This window comes from Paraburkholderia sp. BR13439 (genome assembly GCF_040948805.1).
In the GTDB taxonomy this organism is placed as follows: Bacteria; Pseudomonadota; Gammaproteobacteria; order Burkholderiales; family Burkholderiaceae; genus Paraburkholderia; species Paraburkholderia youngii.
On sequence record NZ_JBFPKN010000013.1, the window covers coordinates 254,573 to 272,541 of the forward strand.

Here is a 17,969-nt window from a genome sequence, read left to right on the forward strand (position 1 = left end):
CAGCGATTGTTACACGATCAGCAATGGCCATTATCTCATGTCTCGTAAAAATGCCTTGCATCTTTACCGGTTATTCCGCAATTGATCGAAAAATATAATTGCGCACAAGGTTCTATAGTCAAATTTGGAGGAAATCGTGCAGTCTCCGGTACACAAAGGGATCGCCGCAGCCTCGGTTCTTACGATCCTATTAACAATCGCCGGATGCGCAAGTCCCGGGGGCGTGGCGCCGCAAACGCGCACGATCAATCCTTCATCGCTCGACGCCGGCAACGCGATTCGCGCCGCCAACGCCGATGCGCAGTGGCCCGCCGCCGACTGGTGGCGCGCCTATGACGATCCGCAGCTGAACCGGTGGATCGCGGACGCACAGGGCGGCAATCCGAGTCTCGCGGTCGCCCAGGCGCGCGTGCGCGAGGCGGCGTCGATGGCCGGTGTCGCGCGCGCGGCGCTCGCGCCGCAAGTCAACGGCAGCCTGTCGATCCAGCGCGAGCAGTGGCCCGACAACGTGTTCTACGGGCCGGGGCCGCTAGCTGGCGAGCAGTCGTGGAACAACACCGGCACGCTCGGCCTCTCCTATCACCTCGACTTTTGGGGCAAAGACAAGAACGCCGCCGAGCGCGCGCTCGACCTCGCACACGCGAGCGCCGCCGACGCGCGCGCCGCGCAGCTCGAGCTGCAAGCGAACGTCGTGCGCACCTATATCGAAATGTCGCTGAACTACGCGCTGCTCGATATCGCGAAGGCCACGCTGCAACAACAGCAGCAAATCGTCGACCTCGCGAACCGGCGCCTGAAGGGCGGCATCGGCACGCAGCTCGAAGTGAGCCAGGCCGAAACGCCGATGCCCGAGTACGAGCGCCAGATCGACGCGATCCAGGAAAAGATCGCGCTCGGACGCAATCAGTTGGCCGCGCTCGCGGGCAAGGGTCCAGGCGCCGGCGACGCGATCCAGCGCCCGACGTTGTCGCTCGCCGCGCCCGCCGGTTTGCCGGCCGCGCTGCCCGCGGATCTGATCGGCCACCGCCCCGACGTGGTCGCGGCGCGCTGGACGGTCGCCGCACAGGCGCGCGGCATCGACGTCGCCAAGGCCGGGTTCTATCCGGACATCAACCTGCTCGCGTCGATCGGCGGTTATGCGGCGATGGGGCCGCTGTTCCAGTTCCTGAAGAGTCCGTCGCATAGCTGGAGCGTGGGCCCCGCGCTGACGCTGCCGATCTTCGACGGCGGCCGGCTGCGCTCGCAGCTCGGCGCCGCGTCGGCGGGCTACGACGAAGCGGTCGAGCGCTACAACCAGTCGATCGTCACCGCGCTGAAGGACATTTCCGACCAGGTGATCCGCATCCGTTCGCTGACCACCCAGGCCGACGACGCCGACCGCTCGGTCGCTGCCGCGCGCAGGAACTACGATCTGTCGCGCGAGGGCTTCCGGCGCGGCTTGACCGACTATCTGAACGTGCTGGTCGCGCAAAACCAGTTGCTGCGTGCGCAGGAAGGCGTCGCCAAGGTGCAGGCCGAGCGTCTTGGCGCGCATGCGTCGCTGATGACGGCGCTCGGCGGCGGTCTCGACGATCCGGCCAACGGTCCGCGGGATAACGAAACGTTGCCGGCGCATGGCAAGGGCAGCAACGAAGGCAAGCGCGGCTCGGCGGATAACGGCACGGCGAAGGCGAAGGCGGATGCGAACGCCAACGCCAGCACGAACGCAGTCACCACCGCCACCACCGCCTCGCGCGCCCCGAACGCGCCCGCGTCCGAGTAAGAAAGGCCATGTCCTCGTCGCCCTCCCCGTCGACCGCGCGCCCCGCGTCGTTCCCCGCGCTCTACGAAGCCGCCGCCCAGTGGGCGCGCACCGACGGCCTCGTGTGGATGTACCTGTTCAAATCGCTCGCCGCGTGTTTCCTCGCGCTCGGCATCGCGATGAAACTCGATCTGCCGCAGCCGCGCACCGCGATGACCACCGTGTTCATCGTGATGCAGCCGCAAAGCGGCGCCGTGTTCGCGAAGAGCTTCTACCGGATCTGCGGCACGCTGGTCGGTCTGGTCGTGATGCTCGCGCTGATCGGCCTGTTCGCGCAGCAGCCGGAGCTGTTTCTGATTACGACCGCGATCTGGGTCGGCATCTGCACCGCCGGCGCCGCGCGCAATCGCAACTTCCGTTCGTACGGCTTCGTGCTGGCCGGCTACACAGCCGCGCTGATCGGCATCCCCGCGTGGCAGCATCCGGACGGCGCGTTTCTCAGCGCGCTCACACGGGTCGCCGAAGTCGTGATCGGCATCATCTGCGCGGGCGCGGTAAGCGGCCTCGTGTTTCCGCAATTCGCCGGCCAGCAGATGCGCAGCACCGTGCGCGCGCGCTTCTCGGCCTTCGTCGAATACGTGTCGGCGTCGCTGGCCGGCCGCAACGACCGCGCGCAGATCGAGGCGACCAATGCGCGCTTCGTCGCCGACATCGTCGGCTTCGAGGCCGCGCGCAGCATCGCCATGTTCGAAGGTCCCGATTCGCGGATGCGCGGCGGACGCCTCGCGCGTCTGAACAGCGAGTTCATGACCGCGTCGACGCGCTTTCACGCGCTGCATCAGCTGATGAACCGTCTGCGCGAGAACGGCACCCACGGCGCGTCGATTGCGATCGACGCGCTCGAGCCGTACTTCAAGGAGATCGCGCCGTTGCTCGCGAAGTCGGGCGAGCCGGTGCTGAGCGCGGTCGACGCCGCGCACGCCGCGGCGCAGCTCGACACCTACAGGAGCGAATTGCCGAAACGCGTGCGCGCGACGCGCGACGAGCTCGAAACGCATCCCGACGCGCCGTTGCTCGATTTCGACACGGGCGCCGAACTACTGTACCGCTTCATCGACGACCTGCACGCGTACGCGGCGACCTACGCGTCGCTCGCGGTCGACACGCACGCGCGCGAACGCTGGATCGAGCGCTACGAACCGAAAACCAACGCGATCGCCGCTGGCGTCGCGGGCCTGCGCGCGGCCATCGTGATGCTGGTGCTCGGCGCGTTCTGGATCGCGACCGCGTGGCCGAGCGGCTCGACGCTGACGCTGGACGCGGCGGCCGTGTGCGCGCTCGCGTCGTCGTCGCCGGACCCGAAGCGCACCGCCTTCCAGATGGCCGGTGGCACGGTGCTCGCGACGCTGATGGGCATGACCGCGGTGTTCGGCGTGTATCCGCACATCGACGGCTTCGTGATGCTGTGCGTCGCGCTCACGCCGTTCCTGCTGCTCGGCGTGTTCATGACCACGCGTGCGAAGCTCGCGGGCTACGGCGTCGGCTATTGCATCTTCTTCTGCTTCCTCGCCGGCCCCGACAACGTGATTCACTACGACCCGAGCTCGTTCATGAACGACGCGCTCGCGCTGGTGCTGTCGATGCTGGTGGCGTCGATCGCTTTCGCGGTGCTGCTGCCGCCGTCCACGCCGTGGCTGCGCAACCGCCTGCTCGTCGACCTGCGCCGCCAGGTGGTGCTGGCTGGCCGCGCGAGTCTTGCGCGCGTGCGCTCGCGCTTCGAGAGCGGCGCGCGCGATCTGATGTTCCAGATCAACTCGCTGTCGCAGAACGAGCCCGAAACGAAGCGCGACACGCTGCGCTGGCTGTTTTCGGTGCTGGAGGTCGGCAACGCGGTGATCGACCTGCGCCGCGAAATCGCGACGCTGCCCAACGAGGCGCGCTACCACAAGGCGGCGCCGTGGCGCGTCGCACTGCGCTCGCTGCGCGATGCGCTCGCGGCGCTGTTCGAGCGGCCGCGGGAACAGCACTTCGCGCGTGCGCTCGCGGCGACCGCCGATGCGATCGAACAAGTGCAGCAACTGATGGCCGGCTTCACGCCATCGCGCGAAGAACGCCATCAACTGCTGCGCATTCTCAGTCAACTGCATTTCATTCTTACCGCGCTGCTCGATCCGCAGTCGCCGCTCGCCTCGGCGATCGGCGCGCGGGCGGACATCTCAGAAGAAGAAGGAGCTTCTCATGCCGCGTGATATCGCCGTGCTCGATGCCTACGTGCCGGCCATTCTGCTGCTGTTCATCGCGGGCGCCGCGCTGACCTGGCTACTCGATCGCGTGATCGCCTGTACGGGCCTCTATCGCGTGGTGTGGCATCCCTCCCTGTTCCGGGCGAGCTTGCTCGTGTCCGTGTGCGGCCTTCTCGGCCTCGCCGCTTATCGTTGATCAGAGTCGAAACATGACCATCCGAAATCTTGTGGGCTTCATCGCGACAGCCGTCATTTTCATCGTCGCGATCCTGATTGGCCGCGTGCTGTGGGTCCATTACATGGACGAACCGTGGACGCGCGACGGCCGCGTACGCGCCGAAATCGTCAACGTCGCGCCGGACGTGTCGGGCGCGATCGTCGATCTGCCGGTCAAGGACAACCAGTTCGTGAAGAAGGGCGACCTGCTGATGCAGATCGATCCGTCGCACTATCAGATCGCTGTCGAGCAGGCGCAGGCCGCGGTGGCCGCGCGCAAGGCCGAATTGCAGATGAAGCGCGACGACGCGCAACGGCGTGCCGACATGGATTCGCAGGTGGTGTCGAAGGAGGCCCGCGAAAACGCGACGCATACCGCGTCCGCCGCCGATGCCGCCTATCAGCAGGCACTCGCCGCGCTCGACGCCGCGAAGCTGAACCTCGAGCGCACGCGCGTCGTGTCGCCGGTTGACGGCTACGTGACGAACCTCTCGGTGTTCCGCGGCGACTATGCGACGGCCGGCACCGCGAAGCTCGCGATCGTCGATAGTCACTCGTTCTGGGTGTATGGCTACTTCGAGGAAACCAAGCTGCCGCACGTGCGCATCGGCGATCTGGCCGAAGTGCGGCTGATGAGCGGCGGCACGCTGCAAGGCCACGTGGAGAGCATCTCGCGCGGCATCTACGACCGCGACAATCCGCAAAGCCACGAACTGCTCGCGGACGTGAATCCGACCTTCAACTGGGTGCGCCTCGCGCAGCGCGTGCCGGTGCGCGTGAAGATCGACTCGGTGCCGGCCGATGTGATGCTGGCGGCGGGCACGACCTGCACGGTGGTCGTGCGGCCGGGGACGGGTTCGGGCTCCCACTCACCGTCGACCAATGCGAGCTGACGCCGGCGCCGCTTTCTTATAGGCGGAACTGCCTCATCATCGCCTTCAGCCCTATCCGCCTTGTCGTGTGCGAGGCGGTTTAAAGAATCCTACCCTCTCGCCAGCGTGAAGCTGCCTCAAGGCAGCGGAAGCTTGCTGTCATCGAGCCGGCGCGGAGGATTGGCTCCCCAACGTGCTCTTATCTGTTCCGGAGTCTCGGGAGGCCATTTCACGCCCATCCTGATGATGCGATCCCGGATTTCGACCAGCTTCCTGTAGGCCGGTGAATCAGGCGCGGGGGCGTTTCTGTTGATGTCATGAGAAAGCGCGAATGGGAACGATACGCCGTTGATGTTGTAAGTGGACGGGTTCGCGCCGTGATCGAGAAGGTAGTCGATCTGGTCGAGTGCATTGTTCATTAATGCTTCAAATAGCACTGAATTACGCAACGAATCGCGCCGGTTCAGATCCGCGCCACGCTCCACCAGCAGCTTGAGTGAGGCGGATGTCGACTCCTTTGCAACATCAAAAATTATCGGGGTGCCTTCTGAAATCAAATTTGGATCAACACCGCCGTCCAGCATGGCATGCAGGAATTCCGGGTGAGAGCTGTTGAGCATGACTCCGAGTGGGTCACCAAAATCCGGCACTTCCTGCAAGGGATCGGCTCCGGCCTTCACCACCTCCGACGCAACCGCGAGCCGATGCGGGTCGCGCTGCAATGCCTCCTGGAACGCAAAAAACAGCATCGTCATGTTCTTGCGTCCGGGCGTGTTCAGATCCGTCTTTGGTGCCAGTCGCCGGACCTGCTCCATGTCGCCGCGTTCGATGGCCTGCGCCAGTTCGAGTTGCGGGCCGCTAAAAAAATCAGTGGCGGGAAATTTTTTCATTGCATGAACCACAGGGGATAGCGCCAGTAACAGCACCGGCAGGATAAGGATTCGGCTGAGTCTTTTCATCGCTTTCAGCCTCGTTATGACAGTGTTTCAAGTACGGTGATGTCCTCCGCCTTCTGCTGCTCAATGCCGTCAATTGCCTGCGTGATGAAGTGCCGCGACACGGGCGAGCCGCTGCCGGGAAGGAGATAGGGAGTACCGGCTGCACCGGGCAGCGGAGTCCAGGTCTGTGCGACGGTCAGAATGTCGCCGTTCACATGGTAGGCATTGATGTTCGATGGCGTGACCTGGCCGCCGTAGTGTTCGACCGTCTTCGGGTGCAGACCGGCGGCGTTGAAGCTCCAGCATTCCTTGCCGCTGGCGACGGATGCAGCCGAACACAGGCCACCGCCCAGCGAGTGACCTGTGATGTCGATAGGTTCTGTTGAGAAGGCTAAATTCTTACCTATATTGACGGCTCTGTTGTAATAGGGCGATTCCATATCCATGCTCTGGCTGAGGTTGTTCGACCAGTCGGCCAGACTCGTCATTTCGGTTCCCTTGAACGCGAGGGCGGGCTTCATATCGTTACCGAAGACCGCCGCATCCGGTTCGTATAGCTGCGCCCTGAAGTCCGAGCCCTTGATCTTCAGGTCTTTTGGCTTCAAGCCATACCGATCTAGAAACTCCCTATCCCCGCTGCGGTTCGCCCACCCTTCCGGCACCGGCCCGGACGGCTCGTAGACATGATCGGAGAGTCTGGCCTTCTCCACCGCGACATTGTTGCGCGCGAGCCGTTCAGCCGCCGCCCGCACGCGCCCGGACATGGCCGCATTGCCCGTCGCAATCAGCGCCTTGCGCGTCTGCCACCGCTGCGCCTTGGTCAGTGCCTGTGGTATCTCGATGTGTGGCGATGTCGCCCTGGCTGCGCGCGCAGCGGCTAACTGGGCTTGCCAGGTGGCCGGATCATACTTGACGGACCGAATGGGTTCGCCGTCCGGATGACTGCCGGTCCTCGCTACGGGATTTCTTAACGGCGTGCTGCGGTAAGGTGACGGAAACAGGCCATTACGCGGACCTCGAATGGCAAGCAGTTTGCCCCGGCGAACCTCTTCGAGAAGAGCAACGATGACCCACCAGCCATCGGTGTCAGGGTTACGGTGCCGCGCGCTATGGAAAAACAGCCAGCCACTCTTCTGGATCCGCCTGACCAGTTCCCGGTCCTCCTCCCACTTCCTGTGATTCAGTTCGGCAATCTCAAGAAATTCCCGGGTCTCCGCCTTGGCCTTCTGACGGTCTGCGGCCTTGCCGAGGCACGCTTTATAGCGCCATTCGTCGCAGATGACATAACAGGCACCCGGTGGCCGCTGGCAGAACAGCTCCACGGAGTGCATCTCAAATACGGACAGGGACATAGGTGTGTCGTTGGTCTATCTGAAGTCGCTGCCGGGGTTGGCAGCAGTCAGATAATTACCGTGCGACAGGCAGTCCGTACATGGGCGACCGCCCAAAATGTTCTCAGCTTTCGACGAACCTCGCGGTGTTCCGCTGCGACTATGCGACCGCAGGCGCCGCGAAGCTCGCGATCGTCGATAGTCACTCGTTCTGGGTGTATGGCTATTTCGAGGAAGCCAGGCTGCCGCTCGTGCGCGTCAGCGATCCGGCCGAAGCGCCTCGCGCAGCGCGTGCCGGTGCGCGTGAAGATCGACTCGATGCCGGCCGATCTGATGCTGGCGGCGGGCACGACCTGCATGGTGGCAGTACGGCCGCGAGCGGCCCCCAGCTCCCACCGCGCAGCTATTTACAGCCGGAACTGCCCCACCATCGCCTTCAGCCCGCGCGCCTGATCGTCGAGCGAGCGGGCCGCGGCGGTGGCCTCCTCCACCAGCGCGGCGTTCTGCTGCGTGCCCGCGTCCATCTGCGTGACCGCGAGATTGATCGCCTCGATACCGGCGCTCTGCTCGGACGACGCCGCCGAAATCTCGCCGATGATGTCGGTCACGCGCTTCACGGCCTTGACGACTTCGTCCATCGTCTGACCGGCGTCCGCGGCCAGCGTCGAGCCGTTGCCGACGCGCTCGACCGACGTCTGGATCAAGCCCTTGATCTCCTTCGCGGCCGCAGCACTCCGTTGGGCGAGATTGCGCACTTCCGCCGCCACCACCGAAAAGCCGCGCCCCTCCTCGCCCGCGCGCGCCGCCTCGACGGCCGCGTTCAGCGCGAGGATGTTGGTCTGGAATGCGATTCCCTCGATCACGCCGATGATGTCGCCGATGCTGTGCGCGCTGTCGTTGATGTCGTTCATCGTCGCGACCACGCGGCTCACGACCGCGCCGCCCTGCTCGGCGATCTCCGACGCGTTGTTCGCGAGTGTGCTCGCCTGCTTCGCGTTGTCGGCGTTCTGACGCACCGTCGACGTCAGCTGTTCCATGCTGCTCGCGGTGCGCTCCAGCGCGAGCGCCTGCTGCTCGGTGCGTTGCGACAGGTCCAGGTTGCCCATCGAAATCTGTCCGGACGCGGTCGCGATCGCATCGGCGCTCGACGCGATGTCGGCGACCGTCGTCGCGAGTCCGCTTTGCATATCGGACAGCGCGAACAGCATGCTCGAACGGTCCTTGCCGCCGAGCGCGATGCGGTTCGACAGATCGCCCGCGGCGATGCGGCGCGCGATTTCCTTCGCGTACGCGGGCTCGCCGCCGAGCTGCGCGGTGAGCCGCCGCACGACCCACGCCGCGATGCCGAACGCGAGCACGATCAGTGCGAGCGTCATCACCGCGATCATCACGAACGACGACTGGTAGATGAAGCCGGACGCGTCGATCGTCGCCTTCGCGGCGGTGCCGCGCTGGGTGACCAGTTCGTCGACGAGCTTTTCGAGCTTGCCGGTTTCGACGAGCAGCGACACGTCCTGCGTGCCGACCTGCCAGTTCATCTGCGACAGATCGAGCGGCTGCGCTTTCACGAGCGTGACGAAGTCGCGCAGATGGGTGCTCCAGGTCCCGATCGCCGCGGCGAACGCCTTCTGCGCGGCGACCGCCCTCGCGTCGGACGGATCGACGTACTGCTGCAGCGTGCGCAGTTGTTCGTTCAGACCGGCGAGGCCGCGCTCGATGTCGGCGCCGAGTTCGTCGCGCTCCTTCGCGGTGGTTGCAGTCAGTAGCATTTTTTGCGCGCGGCTCGCGCGCAGCATGTGGCCGCGCGCTTCCTCGGCGGCGCGGCTCGCGACGTGGCCCTGGTCGTAGATCGATTGCGCGGACGCGTTCAGCCGGCCGATCTGCAGCAGCGAAAACACGCCGATCAGCAGTGTGCCGGCGAGCAGGATCGCGAACGCGATCCGCAGCGTCGCCTTTACCGACAGGCCGTTGAACTTCGTTGCCGCCGCGCTGTGTGCCACTGCTTCCATAATCCCCAATCCCCACGTGTCGACGCGCCGGAAAGGTCGGTTCCGGCGTCCCCGCTTGTCTCTCCCGGGTCTACGGCAGCCTGCCGCGCGATCTTGAATGTCGCGCGATCAGACGGCGACGGATCGCGCGCCGCCGGCCGTTCCCGGTCCCATGTTCGACGCGCCGCTTCGTGAGCCGCGCATTCGCGAGCGCTTTATACCGCAGACAAAAACCCGCCACAAATGCCTCGACAGCGCAGAGCAGACGATTCGCCATTCGCCAGCGAAAGCGAAGTCATCCGGCCCCATGTCCGATTCGCGACAAAACTTGTCCTTACAATTCGCTCCGGCCACATTAAACTTCGGCTGAATAGTCAAAACGCCGGTTGCCGCGACCAAATGACGCAGCGGTTTGCGGAACGCGCCTACGAAGCGCGCTGCCGCACCGGTTCCAGCGCCGATTTTTTCTCTCACATTTGCCTGATTTTCTTCTACTCGCGTATGGAAACCAGCCTCGATAAAAGCGCCCTCGCCGGCGCATCCGCCACGGGGGCGAGCGCGTCCCCGGCCGCCGCCGTGCCGGCGGCCGCCAAGGTGCAGCGCACCGTGTATTCCGTGCTTGGTGCAATCAGCTTTTCGCACCTGCTCAACGACATGATCCAGTCGCTGATCCTCGCCATCTACCCGATGTTCAAGGACAACTTTTCGTTGTCGTTCGGGCAGATCGGTCTGATCACGCTGACCTACCAGATCACCGCGTCGCTGCTGCAACCGCTCGTCGGCAGCTATACCGACAAGCATCCGAAGCCGTACTCGCTGCCGGTCGGCATGGGCTTCACGCTTGCTGGTCTGCTGCTGATGTCGGTTGCGCCGAACTTCAGCGTGCTGCTGGTCGCCGCGGCGCTGGTCGGCTGCGGGTCGTCGGTGTTTCATCCGGAGTCGTCGCGGGTCGCGCGGATGGCGTCGGGCGGCCGTCACGGTCTCGCGCAGTCGCTGTTCCAGGTCGGCGGCAATGCGGGTTCGTCGCTCGGGCCGCTGCTTGCCGCGCTGATCGTGATTCCGCATGGCCAGCGCAGCATTGCGTGGTTCTCGGCGGCGGCGCTCGTGGCGATCGTCGTGCTCACGCAGATCGGCCGCTGGTACAAGCGGCATCCGTCGGTCAGGAAGGCGCGTGGCCACGCGGCGCAGGCGGCGCTGCCGCGTAACAAGATCATCCTCGCGATGAGCGTGCTGGTGCTGCTGGTGTTCTCCAAGTACTTCTACCTCGCGAGCATCAACAGCTATTTCACGTTCTATCTGATCGACAAGTTCCATCTGTCGGTGCAGGCCGCGCAGATTCATCTGTTCGTGTTCCTCGCGGCGGTCGCGGCGGGGACGGTGATCGGCGGGCCGATCGGCGACAGGATCGGGCGTAAATATGTGATCTGGGTGTCGATTCTTGGCGTCGCGCCTTTCACGCTGCTGCTGCCGTATGCGAGTCTGTTCTGGACCGGGGTGCTGACTGTTGTGATCGGGGTGGTGCTCGCTTCCGCGTTCTCGGCGATTCTTGTTTATGCGCAGGAATTGATTCCTGGGAAGGTGGGAATGGTTGCCGGGTTGTTCTTTGGTTTTGCGTTTGGGTTGGGCGGCGTTGGCGCCGCGGTGCTTGGGCAGTTGGCTGACGCTACCAGTATTGGGTTTGTTTATAAGGTTTGTTCGTTTTTGCCGTTGATTGGGGTGCTCACTGTTTTGTTGCCGGATGTTGAAGAGAAGCGGGTGAAGGGGTGATATCGCTGTGGGATGGGCCTTTCGTTCTTCACAGGGTGTTGGCCTTTCCTTGCTTTGTTATCGGTCTATTAGCGTTGCCCCTGTGCGGGGCGGCACCTACTTTCTTTGCTGCTGCAAAGAAAGTAGGCAAAGAAGACAGCTCAAACCGCTAACTCTTAAGCGGGTCCCTCGGTCCGCGTGAGGTAGTGGTGCATCTGGAATCCGTGCTCCCGCACATTCCGCGTTCGTGACACGGCAGTCATTCTTCCGGCGGCGCTCCGCGCGCCGAATCCCCGCTCCAAAACCCCTCGTTGTTTCGGCGCCTCGCCGAGGCGCAGCCGAGGGCTCCCGCTGCGCGGGCAAGCCCGCCGGTTCCCCAGGCAGACCCGTCCGCGACGCACGAAGTGCGGAGTGGGATGGATGACGGCTTTGTCACTGCCGTCGAGTGTGCGGGGGCACGGATTCCAGATGCACCACTACCTCACGCGGACCGAGGGACCCGCTTAAGAGTTAGCGGTTTGAGCTGTCTTCTTTGCCTACCTTCTTTGCAGCAGCAAAGAAAGTAGGTGCCGCCCCGCACAGGGGCAACGCCAATAGACCGACAAGCCAGCAAGCAAAGGCCAACACCGCAAAGAAGACCACCCGCGCCTTAGACCCGCATCCGTCTCCACGTAAAAAAACCCACGGCAACTACGACAACCGCAACACCGTCGACGACGCCCAGCACTGGCAAAGGATCAGTCCACTTGTCCATGTTCGTCGTACGCGAATAGTAGGGCTCGCCGTTTCCATACGCTTCGTTAAGGTTGACCACGTTGAACGCGACGACAGCAACTGCAATGGAAAGTAAAACTACGCCAGCGAAAACACGGACAAATCTGGTTTTCCGCATGTCAGTACCTGACCGTTAGTGGAATGTAGCAATGCGGCGACGGCGTCCCCGCCTCCTTCAGGTCGCGCACGAAAGTTTCCATCCCAGCATGCAGGTTGACACAACCCGCGCTCCCCGCATGCGTGCCACCGTGAATAAAGAACCCTCCGCGTCCAAATGTCTGAGTTCCCGGATAGACATGAATCGTGATCCGATGATCGCCCCATGCGGCACGCGGAGCAAGGTTGTACCAATGGTTCTCCCACATCTGCGAAGGATCAATCCAGTATTGACCGGGCGGAATCGGACCCACACCCTCTTCGCGCTGACGCATCGACGAATAATCGGATTTGCCCCTGCTATCCGTTCTGCCGGACACTGCCGCATAGTTGCGGGAAACCTGACCACTCATGATCAAAAAACGACCATCAAAGCGTAGAAACACCTGAGACCTCGCGCAGGCCGGAACACGCGGACTACCACGCTCGGAAGCGTATCGATTGGGCAAGCAAACCTCCATGTTTGGGGTAAAAGCGATGTGCCACGTTGGCCGTCTCCACCCTACCTGGCATCGAGAAACCTGGATATGGGCGACGGATGAATCTGAGGAACAACGATTTTTTCCTGTTGCTCTTCGCCCTTGCGGCGAACCAGCTTGCTCACCCTCCCGCCCGTAGCTATGCTTGTGCGGATAACCCGCGCCGCGCCGGGCGCGCAAATTGCACGGCCGTTTCATACCCCCGTCCACTCCCGCCGCACGAGGATCGCCGCCGATGACCCGCTACCGCGATTTCCACCGCCGCTCGATCGAACACCCCGAAGCCTTCTGGCGCGAAGAAGCCCAGCGGATTCACTGGCACACGCCATTCGGCACCGTGCTCGACCGCTCGAAGCCGCCATTCGCGCGCTGGTTCGTCGGCGGCCGCACGAACCTCTGTCATAACGCGGTCGACCGCCATCTGGCCGAGCGCGCACAGCAAAACGCGCTGGTCTACGTATCGACCGAAACCGGCATCGAGCGCCAGTACACTTACGCCGAGCTGTACGCCGAAATCAACCGCATGGCCGCGGTCATGCGTTCGCTGGGCGCGAAGCGCGGCGACGTCGTGCTGATCTATCTGCCGATGATCCCCGAGGCGCTGTTCGCGATGCTCGCCTGCGCGCGGCTCGGCGCGATCCACTCGGTCGTGTTCGGCGGCTTCGCGGCGCCGAACCTCGCCGCGCGTATCGACGACGCCAAGCCGGTGCTGATCGTGACCGCCGACGCCGGCGCGCGCGGCGGCAAAGTGGTCGACTACACGCCGCTCGTCGACGAAGCGCTGTCGCGCGCGAAGCACAAGACGCCGCACGTGCTGCTGATCGACCGGCAGCTCGCGCCCGAGCGCCTGAATGCGCCCTACCTCGTCGCCTACGAGCCGCTGCGCGAACAGTTCTTCGACGCCCACGTGCCGTGCGAATGGCTCGAATCGAACGAGCCGTCGTACGTGCTATACACGTCGGGCACGACCGGCAAGCCGAAGGGCGTGCAGCGCGATGTCGGCGGCTATGCGGTCGCGCTCGCGGCATCGATGGAATACATCTTCGAGGGCAAGTCCGGCGACACAATGTTCACCGCGTCCGACGTCGGCTGGGTGGTCGGCCACAGCTACATCGTGTACGCGCCGCTGATCGCGGGGCTGACCACCGTGATGTACGAAGGCACGCCGATTCGCCCGGACGGCGGCATCTGGTGGCGCCTCGTCGAACAGCACAAGATCAACCTGATGTTCACCGCGCCGACCGCGATACGCGTGCTGAAGAAGCAGGACCCGGCGCTGATGAAGGCAGCCGATCTGTCGAGCCTGCGCACGCTGTTTCTCGCCGGCGAACCGCTCGACGAACCGACCGCCGAATGGATCTCGAGCGCGCTGAACAAGCCGGTGATAGACAACTACTGGCAGACCGAAACCGGCTGGCCGATGCTCGCGATTCCGCGTGGCATCGAGGTACTGCCGACCAAGTTCGGCTCGCCGGGCGTGCCGTCGGTCGGCTATAGCCTGACCGTGCGCGACGAGTTGACCGGCGAGCCCTGTGCGCCCGGCGAGAAAGGCGTGCTGACGCTCGACTATCCGCTGCCGCCGGGCTGCATGTCGACGGTGTGGGGCGACGACAAGCGCTTCGTCGGCACCTACTGGTCGAGCGTGCCGAACCAGCAGGTCTATTCGACGTTCGACTGGGGCGTGCAGGACGAAGACGGCTATGTGACGATCCTCGGCCGCACCGACGATGTGATCAACGTCGCGGGCCATCGGCTCGGCACGCGCGAGATCGAGGAGGCGCTGTCGAGCCACGCGGCCGTCGCGGAAGTCGCGGTGGTCGGCGTGACCGATCCGGTCAAGGGTCAGGCGGCGATGGCCTTCGTCGTGCTGCGCGGCGCGCAAAGTGAAGGCGACCCGAGCGAGCGAGCGCGGCTGGCGGCCGAGCTGACGATGACGGTCGACCGCCATCTCGGTTCGATTGCGCGGCCCGCACGCGTGGTGATGGTATCGATGCTGCCGAAGACGCGCTCCGGCAAGCTATTGCGCCGCGCTATCGCGGCGCTCGCCGAGGGACGCGAGCCGGGCGATCTGCCAACGATCGAAGATCCGGCCGCGCTACAGCAGGTGCGCGACGCGCTCGGCGACGGCACGAAGAAATAAACCAGCGGGCGCTCAGCCCGCGGCGTGGCGCGTGCCCAGAAAGCGCGCGAGGATCGCGTTCGAATACGTGCCCGCGATGCCGGTCAGAAACGACATGAACGATCCGGGCGCGTGGTCGTCGGCGGTATCGGAGATCGTGCGCACGACCGCGCACAGCACGCCGTACTCGTAGCAGACTTGCGCGATCGCCGCGCCCTCCATCTCGACCGCGAGCGCGTCGGGCAGCGCGTTGCGCAGCGCCGCGACGGCCGCCGCGCTCGCGACGAACTGATCGCCGCTGACGATCAAGCCGCGATGCACACGCGGCTCGCGCGTGCCGAACCGGGCCGCGCATGCCGCGCCCTCTTCGGCGACGAACTGCTCGCATGCGAGCATGAGACGATCGGCGAGTGCTGTATCGGCGGCGAAGCGCGACATGCCGAGCAGCGGCACCTCGAAGCGCGGAAACAGCGGCGACGCATCGACATCGTGCTGCATCAGCGTGCTCGCGACGACGATATCGCCGACATGCACATCGACCCCGACCCCTCCCGCGACACCGGTGAACACGACGGCATCGACATCGAACGCGTGAATCAGCGCGCTGACCGTCGCGGCCGCCGCGACCTTGCCGACGCGCGCGAGCGTGACGACACACGGCGTGCCGTGCACGGTGCCGACGTGGTAGTCACGCTGGCCGTACTTGACCGTGCGCACGCCGGACTCGGCGCGCATCGCTTCGATCAGGTCACCGAGTTCCTGCGGCAACGCGGCCAGAATGCCGAGGGGACGCCGTGCACCGTGGCTGACGTTCAAGGGCTTGCTCATTCGACCGCCTGCAATTTAGCTACCGCCAGCGCCAGCCACTTTTCGCCGTGCCGTTTGAAGCGGACCTGCGCTTTCGCGTCGGTGCCGTTGCCTTCGAGTGCGGTGATCGTGCCTTCGCCGAACTTCGTGTGGAACACCTGCTGGCCGACGCGAAAGCCCGTTTCGGCCGCGCGCTGCTCGTTCGCGAAGGCGGGTGCCGGCGCCGAGGTCACCGCCGCCGCCGAACCGCCGCCGTAGCCCGGCCGTGCAAACCAGTCGCGCCCGTAGCCGGCGTTGTCCGAGCGACCGCCCCAGCGCGAGCCCGCCTCGACCTTCGGCGTGAGCCACTTCAGCGTTTCCTGCGGCAATTCGTCGAAGAAACGCGAGCGGATGTTGTAGCGGGTCTGACCGTGCAGCATCCGGCTCTGCGCGAACGACAGATACAGCCGCTCCTTCGCGCGCGTGATCGCGACATACATGAGACGCCGCTCTTCTTCGAGGCCGTCCGCCTCCATCGCGCTGTTCTCGTGCGGGAACAGCCCTTCTTCGAGACCGGTGATGAACACCGCGGTGAATTCGAGCCCCTTTGCCGCGTGCACCGTCATCAGCTGCACCGCTTCCTGGCCGGCCTGCGCCTGGTTGTCGCCCGCTTCGAGCGATGCGTGCGACAGGAAGCCCGCGAGCGGCGTCATCGTGTCGGGGTTTTGCGCGGGATCGGCGATGCCCGGGGCGTCGAGGACCACCGTGTTCGGATCGTCGGTCGCGACCGCGAGTTCGGGCGCGGCGCTGGCGCCTGGGCGCAGCGGGATCGAACGCGCGGGCGTATCGAGCCCGTAGCCTTCCTCGCTGACGAACGCGGCGGCCGCGTTGACGAGTTCCTGCAAGTTCTCGAGCCGCTCCTGGCCTTCGCGCTCGTTCTGATAGAAGTCGGCGAGACCGCTCGCGCGGACCACGTACTCGACGGTCTCCGGCAGGCTCATCTGCTGCGTGTCGGCGCGCATCTTGCCGACCAGGTTCGCGAACGCGGCGAGGCTCGAGCCCGCCTTGCCCGCGACGTACGGAATCGCCGCGGCCATCGAGCAGTTGTACAGACGCGCCGCGTCGGCGAGCTGTTCGATCGAACGCGCGCCGATGCCGCGGGTCGGGAAATTGACGACGCGGCCGAACGCGGTGTCGTCGTTGGGGTTGTCGATCAGGCGAAGGTACGCGAGCGCGTGCTTGACTTCCTGACGCTCGAAAAAGCGCAGGCCGCCGTACACGCGGTACGCGATGCCCGCGTTGACGAGCGTGTGCTCGATCGTGCGCGACTGCGCGTTGCTGCGGTAGAGCACGGCGATTTCGCTGCGCGACAGACCGGTGTTGATCAGCGCGCGGATCTCTTCGACGATCCAGCCGGCCTCCTGCGAATCGGTCGCCGATTCATAGACGCGCACCGGTTCGCCGTGGCCGGCGTCCGTGCGCAGATTCTTGCCGAGGCGGCGCGAGTTGTTCGCGATCAGCTGATTCGCGGCATCGAGAATATGGCCGTGCGAGCGGTAGTTCTGTTCGAGCTTGATCAGATTGCGCACGTTGAACTCGTGCTCGAAGTCGCGCATGTTGCCGACGTTCGCGCCGCGGAACGCGTAGATCGACTGGTCGTCGTCACCAACCGCGAAGATCGCGTTTTGCTGACCCGCGAGCAGCTTGAGCCACGCGTATTGCAGCTTGTTGGTGTCCTGAAACTCGTCCACCAGGATGTGCCTGAAGCGCGCCTGGTAATGCGCGCGCAGCGGCGGATTGTGCGCGAGCAGTTCGTAGCAGCGCAGCAGCAGTTCGGGAAAGTCGACCACGCCTTCGCGCTGGCATTGCTGATCGTAGGCTTCGTAGAGCTCGACGAACTTGCGGTTGAAGTTGTCGGTGGCGTCGACGTCTTTGGGGCGCAGGCCCTGCTCTTTCGCGTTGTTGATGAAGTACTGGAGATTTTTCGCCGGGTACTTTTCGTCGTCGATGTTGAGGCCCTTCAACAGACGCTTGATCGCCGACAGTTGGTCTGCGGTGTCGAGAATCTGGAACGTGGCGGGCAGCCCGGCGTCGCGGTGATGCGCGCGCAGCATCCGGTTGCACAGGCCGTGGAACGTGCCGATCCACATGCCGCGCGTGTCGATCGGCAAGAGCGCCGAGAGGCGCGCCATCATTTCGCGGGCGGCTTTGTTGGTGAAGGTCACCGCGAGGACGGTCGCGGGGGACGCGAGGCCTTGCTGGATCAGCCACGCGATGCGGGTGATCAGGACGCGGGTTTTGCCGCTGCCGGCGCCCGCCAGGATCAGGGCGGGCTCGTTCGGGAGCGTTACGGCGGCGTGTTGTTCGGGGTTTAGATTGGAGAGGAGGTCAGGCATTTTTTTCGCGGAGCGCAGTTCGGGGGACATTATATGCCCCGGCGGGGGCGGCGCTTTTTTGTCGTTGTTCTGGCTTCTTTGGCCTTTCCTTGTTGTGTTATCGGTCTATTAGCGTTGCCCCTGTGCGGGGCGGCACCTACTTTCTTTGCTGCTGCAAAGAAAGTAGGCAAAGAAGACAGCTCAA

The 17,969-nt window shown here is 64.5% G+C and carries 13 protein-coding genes and 1 pseudogene; 7 read left to right on the forward strand and 7 right to left on the reverse strand.

The genetic code is table 11. The features are described 5' to 3' along the window. Nucleotides 1-136 precede the first annotated feature (136 nt). Genes AB3X96_RS25285 through AB3X96_RS25300 form a run of 4 tightly spaced genes read left to right on the forward strand, consistent with a single transcriptional unit; the run spans nt 137 to nt 5,093 of the window. A complete protein-coding gene (locus tag AB3X96_RS25285; RefSeq protein WP_368591856.1) occupies nt 137-1,762 on the forward strand; it encodes an efflux transporter outer membrane subunit in 1,626 nt (541 codons plus the stop codon). Between the two features lie 8 nt (nt 1,763-1,770). Next, nucleotides 1,771-3,990 carry an FUSC family protein gene (locus AB3X96_RS25290; protein ID WP_368591857.1) on the forward strand — a complete coding sequence of 740 codons (2,220 nt, stop codon included), beginning with the start codon at nt 1,771-1,773 and terminating at the stop codon, nt 3,988-3,990. Continuing rightward, nucleotides 3,980-4,180, forward strand: a complete 201-nt coding sequence (locus AB3X96_RS25295) for a DUF1656 domain-containing protein (protein ID WP_368591858.1) — start codon at nt 3,980-3,982, stop codon at nt 4,178-4,180. The genes AB3X96_RS25290 and AB3X96_RS25295 overlap by 11 nt, the downstream gene beginning before the upstream one ends. 13 nt (nt 4,181-4,193) lie before the next feature. Further along, on the forward strand, nt 4,194-5,093 hold the full coding sequence (locus AB3X96_RS25300; RefSeq protein WP_368591859.1) for an efflux RND transporter periplasmic adaptor subunit: 900 nt from the start codon (nt 4,194-4,196) through the stop codon (nt 5,091-5,093). Nucleotides 5,094-5,209: 116 nt separating this feature from the next. Here the strand turns inward: AB3X96_RS25300 and AB3X96_RS25305 are convergent, their stop codons facing one another. Together AB3X96_RS25305 and AB3X96_RS25310 are read right to left on the reverse strand one after the other, a co-directional pair. After that, complete coding sequence (locus tag AB3X96_RS25305) at nt 5,210-6,031, reverse strand: ankyrin repeat domain-containing protein (protein WP_368591860.1); 822 nt, start codon at nt 6,029-6,031, stop codon at nt 5,210-5,212. A gap of 14 nt (nt 6,032-6,045) precedes the next feature. Beyond that, complete coding sequence (locus AB3X96_RS25310) at nt 6,046-7,362, reverse strand: hypothetical protein (protein ID WP_368591861.1); 1,317 nt, start codon at nt 7,360-7,362, stop codon at nt 6,046-6,048. 113 nt (nt 7,363-7,475) lie between these two features. Between AB3X96_RS25310 and AB3X96_RS25315 the strand changes: the two are divergent. Next, nucleotides 7,476-7,794: pseudogene (locus tag AB3X96_RS25315) on the forward strand (efflux transporter periplasmic adaptor subunit); the annotation flags it as partial. Here AB3X96_RS25315 and AB3X96_RS25320 read toward each other — a convergent pair. Beyond that, complete coding sequence (locus tag AB3X96_RS25320; protein WP_368591862.1) at nt 7,749-9,350, reverse strand: methyl-accepting chemotaxis protein; 1,602 nt, start codon at nt 9,348-9,350, stop codon at nt 7,749-7,751. The pseudogene AB3X96_RS25315 and the gene AB3X96_RS25320 overlap by 46 nt on opposite strands. 480 nt (nt 9,351-9,830) lie before the next feature. Between AB3X96_RS25320 and AB3X96_RS25325 the strand changes: the two genes are divergently transcribed. Further along, on the forward strand, nt 9,831-11,096 hold the full coding sequence (locus tag AB3X96_RS25325) for an MFS transporter (RefSeq protein WP_368591874.1): 1,266 nt from the start codon (nt 9,831-9,833) through the stop codon (nt 11,094-11,096). A gap of 628 nt (nt 11,097-11,724) precedes the next feature. Here the strand turns inward: AB3X96_RS25325 and AB3X96_RS25330 are convergent. Together AB3X96_RS25330 and AB3X96_RS25335 are read right to left on the reverse strand one after the other, a co-directional pair. Beyond that, nucleotides 11,725-11,967 carry a hypothetical protein gene (locus tag AB3X96_RS25330; RefSeq protein WP_254906013.1) on the reverse strand — a complete coding sequence of 81 codons (243 nt, stop codon included), beginning with the start codon at nt 11,965-11,967 and terminating at the stop codon, nt 11,725-11,727. 1 nt (nt 11,968) lies between these two features. Beyond that, a complete protein-coding gene (locus AB3X96_RS25335; protein WP_368591863.1) occupies nt 11,969-12,391 on the reverse strand; it encodes a tlde1 domain-containing protein in 423 nt (140 codons plus the stop codon). Between the two features lie 328 nt (nt 12,392-12,719). Here AB3X96_RS25335 and AB3X96_RS25340 point away from each other — a divergent pair, with 328 nt between their 5' ends. After that, entirely contained in the window at nt 12,720-14,624 is a 1,905-nt protein-coding gene (locus AB3X96_RS25340; RefSeq protein ID WP_368591864.1) for a propionate--CoA ligase, read from the forward strand. Nucleotides 14,625-14,636: 12 nt separating this feature from the next. On the opposite strand, the gene AB3X96_RS25345 is transcribed toward AB3X96_RS25340, so the two are convergent. Together AB3X96_RS25345 and AB3X96_RS25350 are read right to left on the reverse strand one after the other, a co-directional pair. Next, on the reverse strand, nt 14,637-15,431 hold the full coding sequence (locus tag AB3X96_RS25345; RefSeq protein WP_368591865.1) for a 5'-methylthioadenosine/adenosylhomocysteine nucleosidase: 795 nt from the start codon (nt 15,429-15,431) through the stop codon (nt 14,637-14,639). Continuing rightward, complete coding sequence (locus AB3X96_RS25350; RefSeq protein ID WP_368591866.1) at nt 15,428-17,785, reverse strand: UvrD-helicase domain-containing protein; 2,358 nt, start codon at nt 17,783-17,785, stop codon at nt 15,428-15,430. The genes AB3X96_RS25345 and AB3X96_RS25350 overlap by 4 nt, the downstream gene beginning before the upstream one ends. Between the last annotated feature and the right edge of the window lie 184 nt (nt 17,786-17,969).